Annotated in this window: 18 protein-coding genes and 1 pseudogene; 9 read left to right on the top strand and 10 right to left on the bottom strand. The window is 70.4% G+C overall.

What is annotated here, in order from left to right; translation table 11 throughout:
• Nucleotides 1–38: 38 nt before the first annotated feature.
• Nucleotides 39–4,943, top strand: coding sequence for a DNA repair ATPase (locus KUM44_RS29985; RefSeq protein ID WP_217212906.1), 4,905 nt, complete (start codon nucleotides 39–41; stop codon nucleotides 4,941–4,943).
• A 342-nt stretch (nucleotides 4,944–5,285) separates the two neighbouring features.
• Here KUM44_RS29985 and KUM44_RS29980 read toward each other — a convergent pair whose 3' ends face one another.
• From KUM44_RS29980 to KUM44_RS29945, 8 genes are all read right to left on the bottom strand, one after another.
• Complete coding sequence (locus tag KUM44_RS29980) at nucleotides 5,286–7,205, bottom strand: TrkA family potassium uptake protein (protein ID WP_217212905.1); 1,920 nt, start codon at nucleotides 7,203–7,205, stop codon at nucleotides 5,286–5,288.
• 120 nt (nucleotides 7,206–7,325) lie between these two features.
• On the bottom strand, nucleotides 7,326–8,567 hold the full coding sequence (locus KUM44_RS29975) for a sodium:proton antiporter (protein ID WP_217212903.1): 1,242 nt from the start codon (nucleotides 8,565–8,567) through the stop codon (nucleotides 7,326–7,328).
• Between the two features lie 172 nt (nucleotides 8,568–8,739).
• On the bottom strand, nucleotides 8,740–9,000 hold the full coding sequence (locus KUM44_RS29970; RefSeq protein ID WP_217212902.1) for a hypothetical protein: 261 nt from the start codon (nucleotides 8,998–9,000) through the stop codon (nucleotides 8,740–8,742).
• Between the two features lie 18 nt (nucleotides 9,001–9,018).
• Nucleotides 9,019–10,317, bottom strand: a complete 1,299-nt coding sequence (gene nhaA, locus KUM44_RS29965) for a Na+/H+ antiporter NhaA (RefSeq protein ID WP_217213083.1) — start codon at nucleotides 10,315–10,317, stop codon at nucleotides 9,019–9,021.
• 257 nt (nucleotides 10,318–10,574) lie between these two features.
• Nucleotides 10,575–12,110, bottom strand: coding sequence for a sodium:alanine symporter family protein (locus tag KUM44_RS29960; protein WP_217212900.1), 1,536 nt, complete (start codon nucleotides 12,108–12,110; stop codon nucleotides 10,575–10,577).
• A gap of 364 nt (nucleotides 12,111–12,474) precedes the next feature.
• Nucleotides 12,475–12,819 carry an STAS domain-containing protein gene (locus tag KUM44_RS29955; RefSeq protein WP_217212898.1) on the bottom strand — a complete coding sequence of 115 codons (345 nt, stop codon included), beginning with the start codon at nucleotides 12,817–12,819 and terminating at the stop codon, nucleotides 12,475–12,477.
• Nucleotides 12,820–12,955: 136 nt separating this feature from the next.
• Nucleotides 12,956–13,912: a thiopeptide-type bacteriocin biosynthesis protein gene (locus KUM44_RS29950; RefSeq protein ID WP_217212896.1), complete on the bottom strand. Its 957-nt coding sequence runs from the start codon at nucleotides 13,910–13,912 to the stop codon at nucleotides 12,956–12,958.
• A gap of 9 nt (nucleotides 13,913–13,921) precedes the next feature.
• Complete coding sequence (locus KUM44_RS29945; protein ID WP_217213100.1) at nucleotides 13,922–14,305, bottom strand: hypothetical protein; 384 nt, start codon at nucleotides 14,303–14,305, stop codon at nucleotides 13,922–13,924.
• Between KUM44_RS29945 and KUM44_RS29940 the strand changes: the two are divergent.
• A pseudogene (locus KUM44_RS29940) lies at nucleotides 14,271–14,935 on the top strand (sodium:solute symporter); the annotation flags it as partial. The gene KUM44_RS29945 and the pseudogene KUM44_RS29940 sit on opposite strands and share 35 nt — an antisense overlap.
• Before the next feature lie 17 nt (nucleotides 14,936–14,952).
• Here the strand turns inward: KUM44_RS29940 and KUM44_RS29935 are convergent.
• Nucleotides 14,953–15,147 (bottom strand): hypothetical protein, encoded by a 195-nt coding sequence (locus tag KUM44_RS29935; protein WP_254390310.1) that lies wholly within the window; start codon nucleotides 15,145–15,147, stop codon nucleotides 14,953–14,955.
• Between the two features lie 137 nt (nucleotides 15,148–15,284).
• A complete protein-coding gene (locus KUM44_RS29930) occupies nucleotides 15,285–16,115 on the bottom strand; it encodes a helix-turn-helix transcriptional regulator (protein WP_308402763.1) in 831 nt (276 codons plus the stop codon).
• Between the two features lie 102 nt (nucleotides 16,116–16,217).
• Between KUM44_RS29930 and KUM44_RS29925 the strand changes: the two genes are divergently transcribed.
• The 7 genes from KUM44_RS29925 to KUM44_RS29895 all read left to right on the top strand — a co-directional run bounded on the left by KUM44_RS29925 (nucleotide 16,218) and on the right by KUM44_RS29895 (nucleotide 22,003).
• Nucleotides 16,218–16,628: an Atu4866 domain-containing protein gene (locus KUM44_RS29925; protein WP_217212894.1), complete on the top strand. Its 411-nt coding sequence runs from the start codon at nucleotides 16,218–16,220 to the stop codon at nucleotides 16,626–16,628.
• 223 nt (nucleotides 16,629–16,851) lie between these two features.
• The gene (locus tag KUM44_RS29920) at nucleotides 16,852–17,907 is read left to right on the top strand and encodes an aldo/keto reductase (RefSeq protein ID WP_217212892.1); all 1,056 of its coding nucleotides are present in this window, start codon (nucleotides 16,852–16,854) and stop codon (nucleotides 17,905–17,907) included.
• A 300-nt stretch (nucleotides 17,908–18,207) separates the two neighbouring features.
• Nucleotides 18,208–19,191: an SMP-30/gluconolactonase/LRE family protein gene (locus KUM44_RS29915; protein ID WP_217212890.1), complete on the top strand. Its 984-nt coding sequence runs from the start codon at nucleotides 18,208–18,210 to the stop codon at nucleotides 19,189–19,191.
• A gap of 57 nt (nucleotides 19,192–19,248) precedes the next feature.
• Complete coding sequence (locus KUM44_RS45875) at nucleotides 19,249–19,962, top strand: transposase (RefSeq protein WP_254390308.1); 714 nt, start codon at nucleotides 19,249–19,251, stop codon at nucleotides 19,960–19,962.
• Nucleotides 19,963–19,977: 15 nt separating this feature from the next.
• A complete protein-coding gene (locus tag KUM44_RS29905; protein WP_217212888.1) occupies nucleotides 19,978–20,889 on the top strand; it encodes an asparagine synthase-related protein in 912 nt (303 codons plus the stop codon).
• Between the two features lie 20 nt (nucleotides 20,890–20,909).
• Nucleotides 20,910–21,719 carry an asparagine synthase-related protein gene (locus KUM44_RS29900; RefSeq protein WP_217212887.1) on the top strand — a complete coding sequence of 270 codons (810 nt, stop codon included), beginning with the start codon at nucleotides 20,910–20,912 and terminating at the stop codon, nucleotides 21,717–21,719.
• Entirely contained in the window at nucleotides 21,713–22,003 is a 291-nt protein-coding gene (locus KUM44_RS29895) for a hypothetical protein (protein ID WP_217212886.1), read from the top strand. The genes KUM44_RS29900 and KUM44_RS29895 overlap by 7 nt, the downstream gene beginning before the upstream one ends.
• The last annotated feature ends 1 nt before the right edge of the window (nucleotide 22,004 follow it).

The following is a 22,004-nucleotide window of genomic DNA, read 5'->3' as shown; positions in this document are numbered from 1 at the left end:
TCCGGACCGTGTTCCTTCGACCTCCTGAGAGGGAATCCATGACGACCGGCCTGGACACCGGCACGTACGAGCCACTGGACACGGGCACGTACGAGGTGCTGCGTGACCGACTCACCGCGCAGGCCGCCGAGCTCGCCCGCCGCACCGAGGCGCTCAACGCCCGCCGGGGCGAGGAGTTCGGCTCGATGCGGCTGGAACTCGCCCGTACGGAGCGGCTGCGTACCGACGGCGCCGTGGTGCCCCGGGACATCGTCGCCGTGGGGGACGTGCTGCTCTTCGGCTACAACGCTGTCCCGAGCCGCGAGGCGGACACCGGCGTGGGCGAGGTCCTGACCCTGCACGACCGTACCTTCGGGCGGCTGCCCGACGACGCCGTGCCCGGCCTGCTCGACGACTCCTCCTTCGTACGGGAGTTCGCGGCTCTGCACCGCTACTACCGCCAGGCCCGTCTCCTGCGACTGCGCCTCGTCGAGGACAAGGTGCTCGCCGTCTTCCAGACCGGCGAGAAGACGGACGACATCCGCGTCCTGCGCTGGTCCCTGTCCGGCGACGGCCGGGCCACGTTCCTGGACGCACGCGGCGACCGTGACCACGTCCTGCCGCCCTCCCACGAGGTCGACTGGACGCCGGCCACCCGCGACGACCACGTCCTCGGCCGCCATCCTCATGTCTCTGTCGATGGCGAGGTGTTCGTCTCCACGGTCGGCGGCACTTTCACCGTCAAGACCGCGGACGACACCGAGACCGCTGAGGGCATTTACAGCGAGCCGGTCGACGAGCCGCTCCAGTCCCTCGCGGACGCGGACATCGCCCACGCGCGCGTGGGCGCCCTGATCCTGCTGCGCGTGCGCCCCTACAAGGAGGCCACCGACCGCCACCTGGTGTACAACACCCTCACCAGGGCCGTCGTCCGCCTCGACGACATCGGCAGGGCCTGCCGCCGCCTGCCGGACGATCAGGGCATCGTCTTCCCCGGCGGCTACTGCCTGGCCTCCGGGGCCCACAAGACGTACGAAATCGACACGGCGGAGCTGGAGTTCGAGCGGGAAATCCGCTCCCCGAACGGCGAGGACGTGCTCTACGCCTTCCACGCGAGCGCCGAGGGCCGCAGCCTGCTCCTGCCGTACAACACGATCCGCAAGGAGATGGCCGCCCCGCTGTCCTGCCATGGCTGGGCACTCCTCGACGACGGCGCGCTCGTGGTCCTGCGTGCCGAGAGCGACGAACCACGGCGGGTCCACCCCGCACAGCTGTGGAACTCCCCGTACGTCTCGGACACCCACGCTGCCGCCCAGCCCGTCGGCACCGGCCCACTGGCCCGCGTCGGCAACGCCGACCTGGTGCGGGGCATCTCCGACTGCCTGTCCATCACCGGGGCCGTCGCCGAGACGACCCCCACCAGCGAGGTGTACGAGGCGCTGGTGGCCGCCTGCGTCCGGGTGGCGGACACCCACCACTGGTTGGCCGACCCCGAACTCGGCGGTCTCCAGACCCCGTTGGCGCAGGTGATGGCCACGGCGGAGCAGGTCCTGGCCGAGTTCGAGACCGTGCAGGCCCTCACCCGGCAGGCCACCGACGCGCTCGACGAAGCCGCCGCGCGGATCGCCGTCGTCGTACGGCGGCTACGCGGTGAGGCGCCGCGCGGAGCCGCCGCGTGGGTGACCGGGCTGACGGAGCTCCGCCAGGCGCAGGGGCACCTGCTGACCCTCAAGGAGACGCGGTACGCGGACCGCGACCGCATCGACGAGCTCGCCTCCGGCACCGAGGCCGAGCTGGCCGCGTTCGGGCAGCGGGCCATCGCCCACCTGGCACGCGAGGACGCCTTCGCCGGCCACCACGAGGACGTCGAGCGGCTCATCGAGGACGCCGAGGCCATCGCCACCGTCGCAGAGACCGGGCCCGTGATGGCCCGCCTAGACGAGCTGGCCGAAGGGATGGGCGTGGTGACCGAGGTGGTTGCCGGGCTCGACATCGGTGACGCCACGGTCCGTACGTCCGTACTGGAGCGCGTCGCCGAGGTCCTCGGCGGAGTCAACCGGGCTCGCGCCGTCCTCGAAACCCGCCGTCGTTCTCTCCTCGACCAGGAGAGCCGGGCCGGGTTCGCCGCCGAGCTCGCGCTGCTGGGCCAGGCCGTCGCCGGGGCCCTCGCCGCGGCCGACAGTCCTGACGCGTGCGACGAACAGCTCTCCCGCCTCCTGGTCCAGGTGGAGAACCTCGAATCCCGGTTCGCAGAGTTCGACGACTTCCTCGACACCCTCGCGGACAAGCGTGACGAGGTGCACGAGGCGTTCTCCGCCCGCAAGCAGACCCTCGCCGACGCCCGTGCCCGTCAAGCCGAACGCCTGGCCGACTCCGCGACCCGCGTCCTCGCCACCGTGGCCCGCCGGGCCGCGACCCTGACGGACGCGGACGCGGTCACCACCTACTTCACCTCCGACCCGATGCCCGCCAAGGTCCGTCGTATCGCCGACGAACTGCGCGACCTCGGCGACCAGGTGCGGGCCGAGGAACTGGACGGACGCCTCAAGGCAGCCCGGCAAGAGGCACTTCGCGCCCTGCGTGACCGCACCGAGCTGTACTCCGACGACGGCCGCGCCCTACGCCTGGGCCACCACCGCTTCGCCGTGAACACCCAGCCCCTCGATCTCACCCTCGTTCCCCACGGCGACGGCCTGGCCTTCGCGGTGACCGGCACCGACTACCGCTCCCCGGTCACCGACGCCGACTTCACCGCCACTCGCCGGTACTGGGACCGCCCCCTGCCGTCGGAGTCGCCCGAGGTCTACCGGGCCGAGCATCTCGCCGCCCGCCTGCTGGACGAACACGGTCCCGAGGCCCTTGCGGAGGCCGACCTGCCCGCCTTCGTGCGGCAGGCAGCCGAGACGGCGTACGACGAGGGTTACGAGCGCGGCGTCCACGACCATGACGCGACGGCGATCCTCACCGCGCTCCTGCGCCTGCACGACGCGGCGGGACTGCTCCGCCACGAGCCCGTCGCCCGGGCCGCTGCCCAGCTGTTCTGGGCGCATGGGACGTCGCCCGAGGCGCGCGACAGCTGGACGCGGCGTGCGGTGTCGCTGGCCCGGGCGAGAGACACCTTCGGCCTCGCGCCCGCCATCGCCGACCTGCGCGCGGAACTGGCGGAAGCGATCGGAGGCGAGGACGCAGGCAGCGCAGCCGCCTACTTGTTCGAGGAGCTGACCACCGGACCTGACGGCTTCGTCATCAGCGCCGGCACCCGCACGATGCTCGACAAGTTCCGCCGCACCGTGGGCACGTCCGCCTACGACGACGACCTCACCGCGCTCGACGACCTGGCTGCCCGCAAGCAACTCGTCGAGACATGGCTGTCCTCGTACGCCTCCTCCACCGGCCTGGACATCACGCCCGGCGACCTGGCCGAGGCGGTGGCCGCCGAGCTCTGCCCGGATCTGGTCCGGCACGAGTCCGACGCGGCACTGACCGAGACCGTCGAGGAGCTGCTGGGCACGCACCCGCGCATCACCGGCCGCAAGCTCACCGTGCGCATCGACGAACTCCTGGCCCGCACGAAGCACTTCCGCCTGCACGATGCCCCCGCCCACCGTGCGTACCAGCGCCACCGGACAGCCCTGGTCACCGCCGAGCGCACGCGGATCCGCCTGGACGAGTACCGGCCGCGCGTGATGTCCGCGTTCGTGCGGAGCAAGCTCATCGACGAGGTCTACCTCCCCCTCATCGGCGACAGCCTCGCCAAGCAGCTCGGCACCACGGGCGAGTCCAGGCGTACCGACACCGGCGGACTGCTCCTGCTCATCTCCCCGCCCGGCTACGGCAAGACGACCCTCATGGAGTACGTCGCCGACCGGCTCGGCATGATGCTGGTGAAGGTCAACGGCCCGGCGCTCGGCCACGCCGTCACCTCGCTCGATCCGGCTGAGGCGCCGAACGCCACCGCCCGGCAGGAGATCGAGAAGATCAACTTCGCGCTGGAGACGGGCAACAACACCCTCCTGTACCTGGACGACATCCAGCACACCTCCCCGGAGCTGCTGCAGAAGTTCATCCCGCTGTGCGACGCCACACGTCGTATCGAGGGTGTGCGGGACGGCGAGCCGCGCACCTACGATCTGCGCGGCAAGCGGTTCGCCGTATGCATGGCAGGCAACCCCTACACCGAGTCCGGCAGCCGCTTCCGCGTGCCCGACATGCTCGCCAACCGAGCCGACGTCTGGAACCTCGGCGACGTCCTGACGGGCAAGGAGGACGCCTTCGCGCTCAGCTTCATCGAGAACGCCCTGACGTCGAACCCGGTGCTCGCTCCCATGGCCGGCCGCGAGCGCACCGACCTGGACCTCCTCATCCGCCTGGCGGAAGGCGACGGGGCGTCCCGCGCCGACCGCCTCACCCACCCGTACGCCCCCACCGAGCTGGAGCGGATCCTGGCCGTCCTGCGCCACCTGCTCACCGCCCGACGGACGGTTCTGGCGGTGAACGCGGCCTACATCGCATCGGCGGCCCAGTCGGACGCGACCCGCACGGAACCGCCCTTCCAACTGCAGGGCTCCTACCGCAACATGAACAAGATCGTCCAGCGTATACAGCCCGTCATGAACGACACCGAGCTCGCCGCGCTGATCGACGACCACTACACGGCCGAGGCACAGACTCTGACCACCGGCGCCGAGGCAAACCTGCTCAAGCTGGCCGAGCTGCGGGGCACGCTGACGGCGGAACAGGCGTCGAGGTGGGCGGAGGTGAAAGCGGCCTACGTCCGCTCTCTAGCCCTCGGTGGTCCCGAGGACGCGCCCCTGTCCCGGGCAGTCGCCGCGCTCGGCCTGCTCGCCGACCGTATCGCCGCGATTGGGACGGCGATCGACCGCGCTGCCGACCCACGCCATTCGTTGGCGAACTCCCAGGCCCGCCATGCGGCAGGGCGGCAACCGGGAGAGCCACTGAAATGAGTGCCTTCGGCGGGACGGCTGAGCACGACGGGCAGCACGGCGTGCCCGGCCCATGGATCGGTCATGACGCCGCGACTCGACGCAGGAACCGGTGGTGGACCGGCGCCTTGACGCTGGTCTTCGCCGGCCTGGCGGTGGCGCTGACTGAGCCGAGGGACCGCTGGTGGTGGGCCGGCACGGTAGGCGTTTGCTGGCTTGGCTCGCTCTGCCGGGCGCCTTCACCAGCGGTCGTCGTGATGCCGGCCTCGAGGAGAAGCCTGCGCTGATCCGTAGGTACTGGGCTGACGCAGCTCTTGGTTGACGGTGACGGGTGGCCGGGCGGCTGGCCGGGCCGCTGTCGGCTCAGTCCCTCCGTCCCGTCCTCTCCGGACCCGTGCCGTGCGTCCCGCCCCGTGGCTGTCGGCCGAGGAGCTCGGCCAGGCCCTGCCGCGTGGCGGCCAGGACCACCCGGTCACGAGGACGCAGGACGTAGCCCGGGTGAATGTCCCATACGAGCCCGGCGGGCCGATCGGAGTCCTCGTGCGTCGGGTTGGCGGCGAGGTCGGGGAGCCGGTCGTGCGGGGCGGCGGTGTCCAGGGCCAGGACACGCCAGGCACCGGCCCGGAACGACTCGGCGACGGTGCGCCCCTCCAGCTGGGGGTGTCCGGCGACGTTCAGGGCTGCGAACAGCAGCACGCGGCGTTCGACCGGGATCGCCCCCAGGATCTGGCGGCCCATCATGGCGCCGGCGAAGGCGGGCGCGGCGAGCGTGGAGACGCTGCGGCTGCGGGTGAGGGCGTGAGGGTGGGCGGCGCGCAATGTGCGGTACACCGCGGTGGCGAAGTCGTCGTCGTACAGGCGCAGGGCGACCCGCAGGTCCGGTTTGACGGAGCGTGCGTACAGGGCCGCTTCGAGGTTCGTGGTGTCGCTGCTGGTGAGGGCGAGCAGGGCGTGTGCACGGTGGATCTTGGCGGATTCCAGGACGCCTTCCTGGGTGACGTCGCCGAGGACGGTGGGGACACGGAGGCGGCGGGCGAGAGGCAGGCCGCGTGCCTCGGGGTCCTCCTCGACGCACACGACCGGGATGTCGAGTTCCCGCAGCCGGGCCAGGACACGGGTGCCGATCTTGCCGAGGCCGAGCAGGACGACGTGGCCGGAGAGACCGCGGGGCGGGCGTCGCAGTGCCGAGACCGTGCGGAAGGTGCCGAGCCCTTCGAGAACGGCCGCGAGGAGGACGGGGAGCAGCAGCAGTCCGGCCAGGCCGGACAGGAGTTGCAGCACCTGGCGGGCAGTGGGTTCGCCGATCGCCGGGTCCCCGATCGCGAACAGGTCCAGCAGGGTGAGGTAGGCGGCATGCAGCGGGTGGTCGTCGGTGGTCAGCCAGCTCGCCACGGCAAGCCCCAGAACACTGGCGACGAGCCCGGCCAGCGACCAGCGCAGCCGACGCGAGAACAGGGAAGCGAGCGGAAGCCCTCGCCCTGCCAGGCGGCCGGGCGCGGAAGCGGCGCCGGTGTGGGCGACCGTTTCGAGGACCACTGTGCCGCGACCTGTCGCGGCGGCGACCTCGTCCATGCCGGGCAGCAGCGCCGGTCCGTCCTGCCCGCTCGCATCCGAGCCCTCCGCTCCCGCAGGGTCGTTGGTGGTCGACGACAGCAGGGCGAGTGTGCACAGGCCGGGGTCGGCCACCTCGCCGCGACCGGGCGGGGTGCGTTCCACTGCCCGTAACAGCAGCCCGTCGGCCTGGACCACCTTGCTGGTGCCGGCGACCGCTGTGGCCGCCAGCGCCGGCGCCGCCGTGTCCGCGTCTGACAGGACGGTGGTGGAGGTGTCCAGGGCGTCGGGGTCCAGGCCGGGTGCGGCGAGGGCGGCGGCCTGGTCGAGGAGTTCTTCCAGGTGCTGGCCGAGCTTGCGGTTGTAGAGCCTGATCACCAGGCGCAGCCGGGGATTGAGCCGGCGGGCGGCGAGGGCCGCGTGGATGTTGGTCGCGTCGTCGTCGTGGACCAGCGCCAGCGCGGCGGCCTCCCGCACACCCGCTTCGACCAGGACCGCCTCCGTGAGCACGGGAGCTTCGAGCATCCGGGGAGCCGCCCCGCTCCCGCCGGGCGCGTCAGCCGCACGATTCATGGCGGCCTGCATCCGGCCGAGCAGAGCGGAGGCACGTGTCGGGTTGGTGACTCCGGTGAGGTTCGAGCTCGGGACGACCAGCGTGACCCGCTCCCGGTACACCGTCGTGAGTTCGGCCGCCAGCCGTTCGGCCAGGGCGTCGTCACCACACACGATCATGTGTCCCGGCCGTGGCACACCGGGCGTCGGCTGAGGGAACAGGGCCATGTCGTCGCAGACCTCCGGTCGAACGGACGCGCAGTGGGAGCGCGGGAGCAGGGTTGCCGGTCCGGGACCGGGTCAGGCACCCACCTCCTGTGACTGCCCGGCCGCACGCGATGTCGGTGCCGCGTCACCGTCAGGTACGCCGGCGATGTCCTCGACGTGGAAGAGCCGGGCGATCGGCACGTCGGTCGAGCTGTGCGCGACGATCGAGAAGGCGATGCACACGGCGATGAGGGTGAACGCCTCCTCACCCTGCGGGATCCCCGCCTGGAGCACCAGCAGCCCGTACACCACCGAGGCGAAGCCCTTCGGCCCGAACCACGCGGCCACCAGCTTCTCGCGGCGGGTGAACCGCGTGCCGAGCAGCGACAGCAGCAGTGAGGCCGGGCGGATCAGCACGATGGCGAGGACCACCGCGACGTAGCCGCCGAAGGACAGGTCGCCGAACAGCTGAGGGGTCAGCAGCGCGCCGAACACCAGCAGGGCCGCGAACTTGGCCAGCTCCGCCAGCGCCTCCCCCAGTGGTTCGAACGCCTCCTTCGCTTCCGGCGCTCGTGCGGTGAGCACGGCGCCGGCCGAGAACGCGGCGAGGTAGGGGTTGGCGTGCGTGAGGTGGCACAGGGCGTAAAGGATCACGCCGATCGCGAGCGGCAGCAGCGGCTGCAGCTTGGGCTCGGCGCCCAGCAGCCGGAAGCGTACGAGCTCGTTCACGACGAACGGCAGGAGGACACCGAAGACCAGCCCGAGGACCAGCTCCAGCGCGATCTTCCCGAAGTCGGCCTCGGCGTGCCCGGAGGTCGGCCCGGCCGCGGCGATCAGGATGAGGACGACCGGCAGGGCGAGCCCGTCGTTGATGCCGCTCTCCACGTTCAGCAACTGCCGCAGCTTCGACGGGACTTCCTTGCGCCCGACGATGGCGGAGGCGAACACGGGGTCGGTCGGCGCCAGTACGGCGCCGACGAGGAAGGAGGTCGTCCAGTCCAGCCCCACCACGAAGTGCGTGAGCAGAGCCATGCCGACGAAGGCGAGCGGCATGCCGAGCCCGAGGGCACGCGCCGGGTTGCGCCAGTTCTCCCGCAGCTTGGGAAAGGAGACGTGCATGCCGTCGGTGAACAGCACCGCGAACAGCGCCAGATCCGCCGTCACGGACACGATCTCGCTGTCCGGGGTGATGTGGATCAGACCCAGAAATCCGTCGCTGACCAGCGCGCCGCCGACGAGGAAGAGGAAGGACGTCGAGAGCACGGTCCGGGCCGCGAGCCCTGACAGCAGCACCGCGATGAGCAGCGCCACACCGAACACCACAACGAGCACCATGACCTGGACCCCCGATCGACGAAGAGACTTCTGTCCACACCGCCGACCAGACTTCCCGGCACACCAGTGGCGAGCTTACACATGCTTTACGCGTTCCTGACAGGTCCTTGACGCGCACTCCGGGACAGGGATCCTTGCCGGAATCCGGCAACTCGAGGACAGCCTGCGGGTGTCAGCGTTCCGCGCGTCGTCCCATGCCCTGGGCGACCAGGAGACCAACGAGCAGGGCCCACGCCACCGCGCCGTTCCCGCCGTACGACCAGCCCACGGCGCCTACGACAACAGCCGTCAGCACACCCCCGGCCAAAGCGACCCCGTCCGTGACGAAGGCCCACTCCCGTCGCGCGCTGCCGGGGTCGCGCAGCTGCATCACCGCGGTCTTGATGACCAGGACCGCAATGAGGGCTAACGCTGTGGCCAGTGAAGGTTCCACACCTCGCCCCTCTCGACGTCAGCGCTCGGTGGTGGCGTCGACTTGGTAGATGTCGGGGATGCCGTCGTTGTCGTCGTCGCGGTTCTCCTCCTCGTACAGGCGCCGGTAGACACCGTTGCGCCGCTTGATCAGCATGGACGCCAGCGCTGCTGCGGTCAGCGAGCCGATGAGGACCGCGGCCTTGACGGGTCCGGCGGCCGCTGGGTCGGGGAAGGCGAGTTCGCCGATCAGCAGGGCGACGGTGAAGCCGATCCCGGCCAGTGCGGAGAGGGCGAAGACGTCGGCCCAGGCCAGTTCCGGGTTGAGGCGGGCACGGGTGAAGCGTGCGGCCAGGTAGGTTCCGGCGAATATCCCGACCGTCTTGCCGAGGACGAGTCCGAGTACCACGCCGAGCGGTTCGGGCTTGGTGAACACGTCGCTCAGTGACGCGACCGAGATGCTGACGCCGGCGGCGAAGAGCGCGAAGAGGGGGACTGCGACCCCTGCGGAGACAGGATGCAGGAGGTGGGAGGTGCGTTCGCCGGGAGAGCGGTCCTCGTCCGCGTCGCGGGTGGTGCGCAGGATGAGACCCATCGCCACGCCGGCGACGGTGGCGTGGACGCCGCCGTTGTACATCAGCGCCCAGATCGTGAGCCCGAGTGGGGCGTACCACCACCATCCACGGACGCGGAAGCGCTGGAGCAGGTAGAAGACGACGAGGCCGGCGAGCGCTCCGCCGAGGGCTGCGAAGTTGAGGTCGCTGTTGAAGAAGACGGCGATGACGAGGATGCCGCCGAGGTCGTCGACGACGGCGAGGGTGAGCAGGAAGGCACGGAGCGCGGCGGGCAGGTGGGTGCTGAGTACGGCGAGCACGGCCAGCGCGAAGGCGATGTCGGTGGCCATGGGCACGGCCCAGCCGTCCAGGCTGCCGCCTCCCGCGGACGCGGTGATCGCGTAGAAGGCGGCGGGGACGATCATGCCCGAGAGGGCGGCGATGACCGGCAGGGCGGCGGTGGCGGGGGTGCGGAGCTCACCGACGACCAGTTCGCGCTTGAGCTCGATGCCGGCGACCAGGAAGAACAAGGTGAGCAGGCCGTCGGCGGTCCAGTGCCCGATGGAGAGGTCCAGGCCGAGTGCCGGTATGCCGAAGTGGAAGTCGCGTATGCGCTCGTAGGTGTCGGCCCACGGAGTGTTCGCCCACACCAGCGCCACCACGGCTGCCCCCAGCAGGACCAGCCCGCCGACGGTCTCCGTCCTCAGGGCCTGGGCGATGGCCGTGCGCTCGGGCAGCGGCAGGAGGCCGAGAAAGGGGGAACGTGCGCGGGGCGCGGCAGCCATGAAGGAGTCCTCCGGGGATCGTCTTGCGGGCATACGAGCCCCTGACGCCGACCAGACTTCCCGGCACACCGCGCGTCGGATCCAAGCCCCTGCGGGCTGCATGTTGACGCGTTCTTAACACCCTAACCGGCGTCTTTGCGTTCCGCTAGGTGCCGTTTCACCTGCTGAAACGCAGTGGAAGGCATGACGAGCGGGCCCGTGTTCACCAAGGCGCGAGGTGAGCACGGGCCCGCTCAGGAGCCGGGCCGCGGGGGCGGTCAGACGGTGGTCTTCACCGACTCCTGGTCACTGTCGCCGTCGGCGATCTCGCCGGCCTTGCGGGCCCGGACGAACTCCAGGAAGGAGTTGAGCTCACGCTTGACGACCGGGGCGAGGAGATAGAGGCCGATGATGTTGAACACCGACAGCAGGAAGAGCGCGGAGTCGGCGAGGCTGATCAGCGAGTCGAGGGACATCAGGGCGCCCACGACCACGAACAGGCTCCAGACGACCTTGAAGACGATCTCGCTGGCCTTGCTGTTGCCGAACAGGTACGACCACGCCTTGAGGCCGTAGTAGCCCCAGGTCAGGATCGTGGAGAAGGCGAACAGCAGCACCGCGACGGTGAGCACGGCCGGGAACCAGGGCAGTACGGTCTCGAAGGCGTCGGAGGTGATGGTGACGCCGCCGATGCTCTCGCCCTCGCGGGCATCGCCCCAGCTGGCCGGGTTGGCGATGACGATGGTCAGCGCGGTCATGGTGCAGATGACGACCGTGTCGATGAACGGCTCCAGCAGGGCGACCAGACCCTCGCTCGCGGGGTGGTTGGTCTTGACCGCGGAGTGGGCGATCGGGGCGGAGCCGAGCCCGGCCTCGTTGGAGAACGCGGCCCGCTGGAAACCGATGATCAGGGCGCCGATCACACCGCCCGCGACGCCGTCGGCCTCGAAGGCGCCCCGCAGGATGGTCTGGAAGGCGTCCGGCACGTGGGTGACGTTGACCAGGATGACGATCAGGCAGGCGACGATGTAGATGCCGGCCATCGCGGGCACCAGTCGGCTGGTGACCGAGGCGATGGAGCGGATGCCGCCGAGGAGCACGAGGCCGACCAGCGCGGCGACGACCAGGCCGAAGAGGACGGCACCGGCGGAGGAGGCCAGGAAGCCGTCCTCGCCACCGAAGGTGGAGGAGACCTGCGCGTAGCTCTGGTTGGTCTGGAACAGGTTGCCGCCGAACAGGCCGAAGAAGAGGACCATGATCGAGGCGAGGACGGCGAGGACCTTGCCGAACTTGGCGCCGCCGCTGCCGAAGCGCTCCTTGAAGCCCTTGGGCAGGTAGTGCATCGGGCCACCGGAGACGGTGCCGTCGGCGTGCACCTCGCGGTACTTCACGCCGAGTGTGACCTCGACGAACTTGGTGGCCATGCCGAGCAGGCCGCACAGGATCATCCAGAACGTGGCACCGGCGCCGCCGATGGACACGGCGACGGCCACGCCGGCGATGTTGCCGAGGCCGACGGTGCCGGAGACGGCCGCGGTCAGGGCCTGGAAGTGGTTGACCTCGCCGGTCGACCCCTTCTCGTCGTACTTCCCGCGCACCACGTCGACGGCGAGTCTGAACTTGCGGAACTGGACGAACCCGAACCAGCCGGTGAAGACGAGACCCGCGACCACGAGCCAGGCGACGATCAAGGGAAGGTCGGTCCCTCCAACGGGGACCGTGTAGAAGACGACTTCCCCGAGCCATGTGGCTATGGGCTCGAAGAATCCGCTGACTGCTTCGTCGACGGACGTGGTGATGGAGTCGAGTGACACTATGGCTACCTCGGTGGCGCGGGGACCGGCGCAGAAACCTGCGCCGGGAGAGTGCGGTCTTTGAGCGAACGCCGTTGTCCGATCGGCGACCTGGGATGACGCGTCCGCGGACTCGGAACGTCACGGCCCCTGGTCTGTCGCCGGCGCGCACGCCGACGCTCCGCACAGCAGCGAGGGGGTTATGCCGCCTGCGGAGTTGCGACGTTCTACCATGGCCTTTGCCAGATCTTTAGTGATGCAGGTCACTTTCCGGCGGGGCATCGCAAAAGCGCCAGGTGGCGAAATCAGACCGTTATGCGGAGAGGAAAGTCCGTTCAGCGGACACATATCTCTGTGTGACGGGATCGTGACGCGGCACCGCGCCCTACCGGTCGTCCCTCGTCCCGGCCGACAGGGCACGGGAGAGGCCAATCTGCAGCAGGACGGATCGGGCTCGTTCGTCCGCATGGGTGATGGTCAGTCGCGTACCGTGCGCTCTCGCGGCGCGGAGCGCCAAGAAGAGTGCCGCGCATCCGTCAGGGCTGAGGTACTTCACGTCGGCGAGATCGACTTCCAGAACCTCCGGCCCGGCATTGGCCAGCCGGACCAGGCGTCGACCTGTCGCTTCGGCGCTACGACCGTCCAAAGCGCCGTGCAGCCGGACCACGCGGTGAGTATGCGGGCCCTGGGCTTCAGGCTGTGTGCGACGGCGCGGGCGGAAGATGCGCATCGAGAACTCCGTGAGGGCAGGGGCGATCTTCGCCGACCAGACTTCCCGGCACACCTGGCCGCAGCCTACTGAGTCCTCCGGCAGGTCGCCTTTCGATCCACATACTGGTGCTGGTGAAGCCGGCGCCTAGGCTTGGTCAGCGCCCCAGGGTTGCCTCCCGGGCAGCGCGTGCCCAGACGGCCTGCTGGCGGGTGGTGAATCCCATGCGGTTCCAGTGGAAGAGGATGTATCTGGCCAGAATGCCGCGCAGCCCGAGCTGAAGGTCGCCCGCACGTGCTGCTGAGCCGAGGGCTCGTGCGTCGTGCTCCATGCTGGTGACCCAGGCACGGAGAAGCATCAGGGGCCCGTCGGTGAGTGCAGGGCCGGCGTCGAGCATCAGGAGCCGCCGTAGCGTTCCCACCATGCCGTTGACCTTGTCGGGGGACATGTCTGTGGGCAGGGGCCGTCTGGCTTCGACCTGCCCCCACACGTCTCCCTGTTCGCCGCACTCCAGCTCAGCGGCGCGCAGGAACAGTGTGGTGACGAGGAGGGAGGTCTCCTTGGGCCCGAGGAGCTCCCCGGGGTCATCGGTGACGTGCTGGTAGTAGCGGAGCACGCCGACGCTGTCGGCGTGGAACAGGGCATGTGCGAGCCTCGTGCCGTGCGGGCCACCGAAGGCGACGGCTTCCGGTTCGTACGGCGAAGGCCACCACCGCGTGGCCACACCGCAGGACAGGGTGTTGTCGAGGGCTTTGGAGACGTGCTCGATAGTGTCCTCGGTCTTCGCGCCCGGGGCCGGCTGGACGCGTAGACGCCAGCAGGGGTACTTGCGCACGAACCACCATGCTGCGACCGGCCCGGTGTGCAGGGCCGGCTGAAGGTAGGCGCGGAAGGTGCCGTCTGCGGTTGGGTAGTCGGTGAACTCGATGTTCACCTGGTGCCAGTCCGCTGGTGGGGTGTCCAGTGCGGCCCGGCTGGCGGAGCGGCAGCGCTCGACCGCGTCGGCCAGTCGGGCAGGGGACGTGCTTGCTCTGGCAGCTGCCTCTTTGACCGGCGTGCCGGTGAGGACGGACAGCACCGCGTTTTCCAGCACGCCGGGGTCCTCGTGGTCCACTTCATCTCCTCAGCGCAAGAGCAGGCAGCCGTCCCATTCAGTGGGGATCTCGGAACCCGGTTCGGTGCCTTGGAACGCCAGGGCTGCCCCCGCCGCTCCTGTGAGAAAGCCAGGTTCCTTCGGCGGGCTGAGGGCGAGGAAGCGTTCGCGGAGTTCGGGGAGCCGGTCGCTGAACGCGGTGGGGGTTTCGGCGTCCTCGGCGACGCGTTGGACGGTGCATAGCAGGCCGCCGACTCCGTGGCACAGACCGCGGGTGGTGAGTTGGTCGAGCTGCGGCGGGTCGGTCAGGCAGTAGAGGAGGGCGCGTTCGGCCATTCGCTTGCGGTCGGCGTCGGCAAGGGCCATTGCCGCGAGCTGCTGGCAGTTGGCGATCCCGCAGCTGTTCGAGGACATGTTCCCGTCCTGGTTCGCGGGTGTGGCCTTCGCGGCGATCGGCATCGGCGCCCTCGTCCCCGCGGCCATCATGTCCATCGCGGCCGCGAATCTCTTCACCCGCAACATCTACAAGGACTTCATCAAGCTGGACGCGACGCCCGCGCAGGAGACCAAGGTCTCCAGCTGGTCTCGCTGCTGGTGAAGGTGGGCGCCCTGGTCTTCGTCCTCACCATGGACAAGACGGTCGCGATCAACTTCCAGCTGCTGGGCGGCATCTGGATCCTCCAGACCTTCCCGGCCCTGGTCGGCGGCCTGTTCACCCGCTGGTTCCACCGCTGGGCCCTGCTCGCCGGCTGGGCGGTCGGCACGGTCGCCGCGTACGGCGTCGCCTCGCCGACGCAGAAGCACTTCGGCGGCTCGGCGAAGGAGATCCCAGGCATCGGGGAGATCGGCTACATCGGCCTGACGACGTTCGTGCTGAACGTGGTCGTGACGGTCGTCCTCACCTTCGTCCTGAAGGCCGCGAAGGCCCCCGAGGGCATCGACGTCACGCCCCCCGGGGACTACACGGCGGATGTGGCAGAAGCGGAAGCGGAGGCGGCCCCCACGCTCCGTCCCGGCACTTCACCTGCAACCAACCCCAGTTGAGCCGGATCCAGGCACCTCTACGCCGCCGCCCGGACACCGATCGAGTCCAGGGCGGCGGTCACCGTCTTGCCCAGCGTCGCGGCATCCGCACCGGCACGCGAGCGCAGGTTGACGCCATAGGCGAGCAGCGCCAGCAGATCCGCGGACGCTCCGGGGTCGGCGCCAGGGGCGAGCTGCCCCTCGCGGTCGGCGGTGACGAGGGTGGCGTACATTGCCTCGCGCAGCTCGCGGTGGTGCTGGTCCAGGACGGCGCGTACCTCAGGGTTACACCTGGCTCGTACGCCTTCGCGTGGGGCTCGCGGACGAGAGGCCGGGCGGCCGTGCGGTCGTTCTGGAGATAACGGGCGGATCAGCTGGAGATCCAGCTGCCGATCAGTCGCAGCGCGTCGGCGGACGGGGAGCCGGGCTGGGCCGAGTAGGCGATCAGCTTCCAGCCGGCCGCATCGGCCACGTCCACGGCCTCGTAGTGCAGGTCGAGCTGTCCTACCAGCGGGTGGTCGAGCCGGTAGCGGCCGTGCGACTTGTCGTTGACGTCTTGCTGTGCCCACAACTGGCGGAACTCCTGGCTGCGCATGGACAACGTGCCGATGAGTTCGATGAGCTGCGGGTCGTCGGCGTGCCGACCGGCGTTCAGGCGCAGGTAGGCGACGGTGTCGGCACACTTGCGCGGCAGGCTCTGCCCGAACAGCTCGCGGAAGGTCTGGTCGAGGAAGACCAGCCGGGCGGCGTTGCGTTCGGCTGCCGGCAGCGTGGGGAAGTCGGCGAACACGCCCCTGGCCAGGTCGTTCCAGGCGAGGAACTCCGAGCGCGGTCCCACGATGTAGGCCGGTCCGGCCAGGGTGTCAAGCAGCATCCGTAATGAGGCACGTACGCTGGCCACCGGCTCCTGCTGGACGCGGCGGGACTCGGGACGGGCCAGGTTGCGCAGGTGGCGGGTCTCGTCGGCGCTGAGCCGCAGGGCCCGGGCGATCGCGTCGAGCACGTGCTCGGACACGTGGGGATTGCGTCCCTGCTCCAGCCGTACGTAGTGATCGATGCTCACCCCGGCGAGGTGGGCGAGCTCTTCTCTGCGCAGGCCCGGCACCCGGCGCCGGCCGTGTGTGGTCAGCCCGACCTCCTGCGGCGTCACCCGGTCCCGCCGCGAGCGCAGGAACATGCTCAGCTCTGTCCGTCGATCCACATCCTCATTATGGGCGGATACCACCCCGCCAGGGTGGGGAGCTTTTCCCCAGGATGGACCTGCCCTGGTGCGGCTCGCGCGGCCCGGCCGACAGTGGTCGGCGTGAAGCACAAAGCCATCGTGATCGCCGTCTTCATCGCCCTCACGGCCTGCAGCGCCGAGACCGGGACCCCGAGGGGCTCGGCCACCCGACCCCCGGCGCCGGCGGGTACACCCACGCAGAGCATCTCCGGCACGCCCCCGCGGAGCACCTCGGGCACGCCGGGGAGCGAGGGCATACCCGCCGCGCTCGTCGGCACCTGGGCCAGTAAGGACGGCGACCTCGTCCTGCGGCTCGACCGTGACGGCACCTTCGAGGAGGACCTCAACGGCACCCGGGCGGCCTACAAGGGCAGCTATGTGGTCCGCGAGAAGAGCTTCCACCTGAGCGCCGACAACGGCGCCACGGCCGAGGGCAGCATCGCCGGCGACTTTCATCACCTGGAACTCAGCGGCTACCAACTGTGGCGCTGACGCGCTACCAGCCGCACCTTCCACCCGGCCAGGTGCGGGCGCTCGGCGCCGAGGGCGGAGCCCTTGCCGTAACCGGGGTGGAACCACGTGTCATTCATCCGCCAGGCGGCGCGAGAACGCGCGCCAGGTCATGCGGCCGATCCGGCTGGAAGCCGTCCGGCATGCCGGGAATTCCGCCGCCGTCCACTGCCATGGAAAGAGATGGAAAGAGAAGGAGAGAGCCATGCTTGCCAAGCAAACGCTGGGCCGTACCGGGATGGAGATCACCCGGGTGGGGTTCGGATCCTGGGTGGTGGCCGGGTCCGGCTGGAGGTTCAGCTGGGGCGACACCGACGACGCCGAGTCGATCGCGGCTGTCCGGCACGCGATCGCCTCGGGCGTGAACTGGATCGACACCGCCGCCGTGTACGGCCTCGGCCACGCGGAGGAGCTGGTCGGAAAGGCGATCGCGAACCTTTCCGAGAACGAGAAGCCGTACGTCTTCACCAAGGCCGGCCTGGTGTGGGACCAGGACAACCCGTCGGCCGCGCCCCGGCGGATCATGAAGCCCGCCAGCGTGCGCCGCGAGGTCGAGGACTCGCTGCGGCGGCTGGGCGTGGAGCGGATCGACCTGTATCAAGTGCACTGGCCCGACACCGGCGAGTCCCTGGAGTACGCCGGTGACGGCTCCGGCGCGGTATCGCCCAACGCCACTGCGCTGGAGGAGTACTGGCAGGTCATGGCCGACCTGAAGGCCGAAGGCAAGGTCGGTGCGATCGGCCTGTCCAACCACGACGTGGCGCAGTTGGAGGCGGCCGAGAAGATCGCGCATGTGGACGCGATCCAGCCGCCGTTCTCGGCGATCAACCGGTCGGCAGCGCCCGAAGTCGCGTGGGCAGCCGCCAACGGCACCGGCGTGATCGCCTACTCGCCGATGCAGTCCGGACTGCTGAGCGGCGCGTTCACCGCCGAGCGGGCGGCGTCGCTGGGCACCGACGACTGGCGGTCCGCGCATGCCGACTTCACCACCGGGCTGGCCGCCAACCTCCAGCTCGCCGACGCGCTGAGGCCGATCGCCGCGCGACACGGGGTGAGCGTGGCCGAGGTCGCCATCGCCTGGGTACTGGCTTGGCCGGGCATCAGCGGCGCCATCGTGGGCGCGCGCACGGCTTCCCAGGTCGACGGTTGGATCGGTGCGGGGGATCTGGAGCTGACCGCCGCCGACCTGGACGAGATCGGCGCCGCCATCACCGCCACCGGCGCGGGAACCGGCCCGGCCAAGGCTCGAAATGCAGGGTGAACCGCGCCTGTCGCACTGCCGGCGTCGGCCATCGGCGCCCTCGCCAACGCCATCGACACACCGGGTTCGAGGCGGCGGGGAAACTTCAGCGATCTCCATCACCTACAGGTCGTTCACTCTGCTGTCAGTCCCCTGGAACGGCGGAGCGTCGGAGCCCCGCCGCCCGCCGGGCCATGACGACCTGGCACCCACCGGCCGGCCACGGCCGTGCCCGGCCCCGACGAGACGGAGCATCTGATGGGACAACATCCTGTGTCACGGCGGAGGATACTGACCGCCGCTTTCGGCACCGCGGCTGTGATGTCCGCGACGGCCTGGACCCGGACGGCGCCGACCACCGCGCAGTCCGGCGGCAGCGCGCCGCCCGGTGCCGGCCGGCTGCCGACGGAGTACGTCCTCCCCGGGGACCGGGCCTTCCCCAGCGGACATGCCTACGACGCGCGCACCGGACACCTCTATGTCGGCAGCGCCGCGGACGGCACCCTCTACCGCGGTCACCTGACCAAGCCCGCGCTGCGCCCGTGGTCGGCCGACGGCACCGACGGCCGCACCACCACGTCCGGGATGGCGATCGACTCCGCCAGGCGGCTCCTGGTCGGCGGCGCGGACACCGGCACCCTGCGGGTGTACGACACCGAGCGCGGCGCCCTGCTGGCCCTGCTGCGCGGCGTGGACGGCGGCTTCGTCAACGAGATCGCCGTCGCGCCGGACGGCAGTGCGTACGCCACCGATTCCTTCCGGCCCGTCGTCTACCGGCTCACCGGTTCCAGCAGCGGCCCGCACCTCGAACGCTGGCTCGACGTCACCGCGACCCCCGTCGAATGGATCGACGGTAAGCACAATCTCAACGGCATCACCTGTGTTGGCGGCCACTTACTGACCGTCAACAGTTCCACCGGGCAGCTGTGGCGCATCGACCGGCATACTCGGCAGGTCCACCAGGTCGACCTCGGCGGTCACCAACTCCCCAACGGCGACGGGCTGGCCTTCCGTGACGGGCGGCTGTACGTGGTCCAGGGCAACATCAACAACGTCCCCGGCCTCACCCCCCAGGTCACTGTCATCGCCATGTCCCCCGACCTGTCCCAGGGCCGCTACACGAGTCGGCTGCTCGCACCCGGCGGCTTCCACCACCCCAGCTCCATCTCCCTCGCCCGTGACCGGGCACTGGTCGTCAACAGCCAGTACAACCGCTGGATCAACGGACTCCCGCCCGAGATACTCCCCTTCACCCTCTCCGCCGTGCCACTGGACGCAGCCGTCCCCGCCGAGCGGGACCTTTAGCTCGACTCTGCCCGTGATCTTGGAGTTCTCCGGTGCGCCGCGGTGATCGGTGGGGGCATGCCGGGGGTGTTCCACGAGCCCGTGCAGACATCGAAGTGCCCGTTGTCGCTCCCTCCTCGTTCCGGTGAGCAAGTCCCACTCCAGACAGTGCAGAGCGCACGGCTGGGCAACCCCGGCGGGTACGACGACGATGTGGGTGAGGGACCGCCTGGACGGGTTGCGGAGCGACGAGGACTTCGCCGACTGCTACCCGCGCGACGGCGCCCGGGCCTCTCGCCCGCCCAGCTCGTCACCGTGTGCGTGCTGCAGTTCGTGCTCGGGCTGTCGGGCCGGCAGGCCGCCGAGGCGGTGCGGGCCGGGATCGACTTCAAGTACGCCATGGCCATGGAGCTGGACGGCCCCGGCTTCCACCACAGCGTGCTGACCGACTTCAGCGACCGTCTCACCGAGGACAACCATGCCGACCGTCTCCTCGACCTCGCCCTGGCCCGGTTGAAGGGGACCGGCCTGGTGCGCGCGGTCTCTGGCGCCGGCAGACGCCTCACCCCCTTCCTCTCGAGGGAGTGCCAACTACTCACAGTGACTTCCTGTAGGTGTCTCACTCGAGGTTCTGCTCATGATCAGCCGAACCAACGCTGCTCGCCCGCCGCGGATTCCGCCGTTTCCACAGGAAACAGTGCTCACGACCACACGCTCCCTTCACAATCCCCAGGACACCACCGAGCACCCCGGGGGCCAGCCGCACGACGGCCGGCCCCCGGTCGCGTCTGAAGGGGAGGCGAACAGATGGAACGGGAGTGGATGGCCGGCGGCACCGCCGCCGGAGGCGGAACGGAAGTTGAAGGGCTCGTAGGCGTCCGCCGGGCCCAGACTGCGCGGACCCGCGCGGTTGCCGACGGTCCGGTCTCGCTCGCGGTCGTGGGCGACTGCCCGCTCACCGAGCACAAGCTCCGCGCCATGCTTCCGGCCGTACGAGCGGGCCGGTGGGCGGAGCTGACCCGCTGGCCGGGCTCGTACTGGGCGGTCGCGGACAACGGGCGGCAGCGGTTCGTGTGCGGCGACCTCGCCGGCATCCGGGCCATCTACTACACGCCACACGAGGAGGGAACGGCGTGGGCCAGTGAGCCGGGCCTGCTGGGCCGTCCGCTCGTACCGGACCTGCCGTTGCTGGCGGCCCTACTCGCGGCGGGAGAACACCACTGGCCGCACCGCACACCGTACGAACAGATCCGGCAGGTGCCCGGCGGGTCCGGGCTCCTGCTCGCGCCCGAGGCGCCGCCGCACCTCATCGACATCGCGGGCATCACACCCGTGGATGAACTGCGCGAAGGCGCCGAGCGGTTCGGCCGCGTCCTCACCGGTGCCGTCCAGCACCGGGTCCGCGCCGCCGGCGCGGTGGGTGCGGACCTGTCCGGCGGGCTGGACTCCTCGGCGGCCGTCATCCTCGCCGCCGGCGTCGGGACCGTGCACGCGGTGACGTACACCGACGGCTACACCAGCGGCGAGGACATGGCCTTCGCCGCCCGCGTCGCCGAACACACCGGCACCCGGCACACGGTCGCCACCGGAGGCGACGAGCAGTTGCCGTTCTCCTTCCCGCCAAGGCAGCCGACCGGGGCGGAGCCGGTGCTGGAGGCGGCGATGTACGCCATGACACCGCCTACCTGCACCCCGTACGGGGGCTGGCGCTGCACCTGACCGGCCACGGCGGGGACATCGTGCTCGACGCCTCCAGCTCCTGCTGGGTCCGCCTCCTCCAGGACGGCCGCCGCCGCGAGGCCCACCGCCAGGCCGTCGCGTTCGCCCGGCTGCGCAACACCGCCCCCGGCCCGTACTGGAAGGCCCTCAAGCAGGCCGCCGACCTCGGCCGGGCCAGCACCCTTGAACGCGCCGCCGAGACCCTGGAACGCGGGCCCATCGCGCCGAGCCCGGTCGTGGCCGGCTGGTCGTGGTGCCGCCTCGGGGCCGGAGCCTCCTGGCTCACAGCCGAGGGACGCCACGAAGTCGCCGCGCTCCTGCGGCAGGCCGCCCGCAACCAGCAACCCGAACTCGCCGATGAGTTCGACCAGTGGGCCGCCCTGCGGTCAGTGGGCGCCTCGGCCCGCGGCTGGGCCCCGTACGCCGAGGCTCTCGGCGTGCAGCCGGTGTACCCGTACCTGGACAACGAGGTCGTTCGGGCCGCGTTCGCTGTCCGGGCCCTGGCCCGGCGCGGCCTGGTGACCTACAAGCCGCTGCTGCGGGCCGCGCTGCCGCAGCTTCCGGACTGGCTGACCTCGCGCCGTTCCAAGGGGTCGTTTACGGCCCAGCGCATCGCCGGACTCGCCCGCCACCAGGGCCAGCTCGACGAGCTGATCGCATCGAGTCCACTCGCAGTCGACGGCCTCATCGACCCCGCAACCGTCCGCGCCGCGCTCGCGCAGGTGGCCCGGGGTCAGAGCGCCACGGTGATCGCCGATCTGCACCAGCTGATCGTGACGTGCTGGTGGCTGACTGGCCGGACGACTGACAGGGAGGTGGCGGCGTGCTGATCCCTGCCCCGCACGTCCACCACGCCACGGGCCGATCCGGCACGGCGGTGCTCGACATCCGCCGCGGTACGTGGCTCATGCTCGATCAGGACGCCTCGAAGATCTGGCACGCCGTCACCGTCCGCGGCGGCACGACAGGGCTCGCCGACGAAATCGCTGTCCCCACAGGCCAGGACCCGCAGGCGATCGGCGACCAGATCACCGTGTTCGTCGACGAACTGGTGGTCACAGGCGTGCTCGTCGACACCGCCCGCCGGGCCCGGCGAAGGAGGTGGTGGCGGTGAC

This window comes from Streptomyces sp. AC550_RSS872 (assembly GCF_019049285.1).
GTDB lineage: Bacteria > Actinomycetota > Actinomycetes > Streptomycetales > Streptomycetaceae > Streptomyces.
Note: the sequence above shows the minus strand (reverse complement) of the source record. Positions and strands in the feature narration are given on the sequence as shown.

Excerpts from the sequence above, each read along its gene's own strand:
- KUM44_RS29975 (WP_217212903.1), bottom strand. The coding sequence starts at position 8,567 with ATGGTGCTCGTTGTGGTGTTCGGTGTGGCGCTGCTCATCGCGGTGCTG.
- KUM44_RS45875 (WP_254390308.1), top strand. The coding sequence starts at position 19,249 with ATGCCGGGGGTGTTCCACGAGCCCGTGCAGACATCGAAGTGCCCGTTG.
- KUM44_RS29920 (WP_217212892.1), top strand. The coding sequence starts at position 16,852 with ATGCTTGCCAAGCAAACGCTGGGCCGTACCGGGATGGAGATCACCCGG.
- KUM44_RS29955 (WP_217212898.1), bottom strand. The coding sequence starts at position 12,819 with ATGCGCATCTTCCGCCCGCGCCGTCGCACACAGCCTGAAGCCCAGGGC.
- KUM44_RS29905 (WP_217212888.1), top strand. The coding sequence starts at position 19,978 with ATGGAACGGGAGTGGATGGCCGGCGGCACCGCCGCCGGAGGCGGAACG.
- KUM44_RS29915 (WP_217212890.1), top strand. The coding sequence starts at position 18,208 with ATGTCCGCGACGGCCTGGACCCGGACGGCGCCGACCACCGCGCAGTCC.
- nhaA (WP_217213083.1), bottom strand. The coding sequence starts at position 10,317 with ATGGCTGCCGCGCCCCGCGCACGTTCCCCCTTTCTCGGCCTCCTGCCG.
- KUM44_RS29935 (WP_254390310.1), bottom strand. The coding sequence starts at position 15,147 with ATGTACGCCACCCTCGTCACCGCCGACCGCGAGGGGCAGCTCGCCCCT.
- KUM44_RS29980 (WP_217212905.1), bottom strand. The coding sequence starts at position 7,205 with ATGATCGTGTGTGGTGACGACGCCCTGGCCGAACGGCTGGCGGCCGAA.
- KUM44_RS29985 (WP_217212906.1), top strand. The coding sequence starts at position 39 with ATGACGACCGGCCTGGACACCGGCACGTACGAGCCACTGGACACGGGC.
- KUM44_RS29945 (WP_217213100.1), bottom strand. The coding sequence starts at position 14,305 with ATGTCCTCGAACAGCTGCGGGATCGCCAACTGCCAGCAGCTCGCGGCA.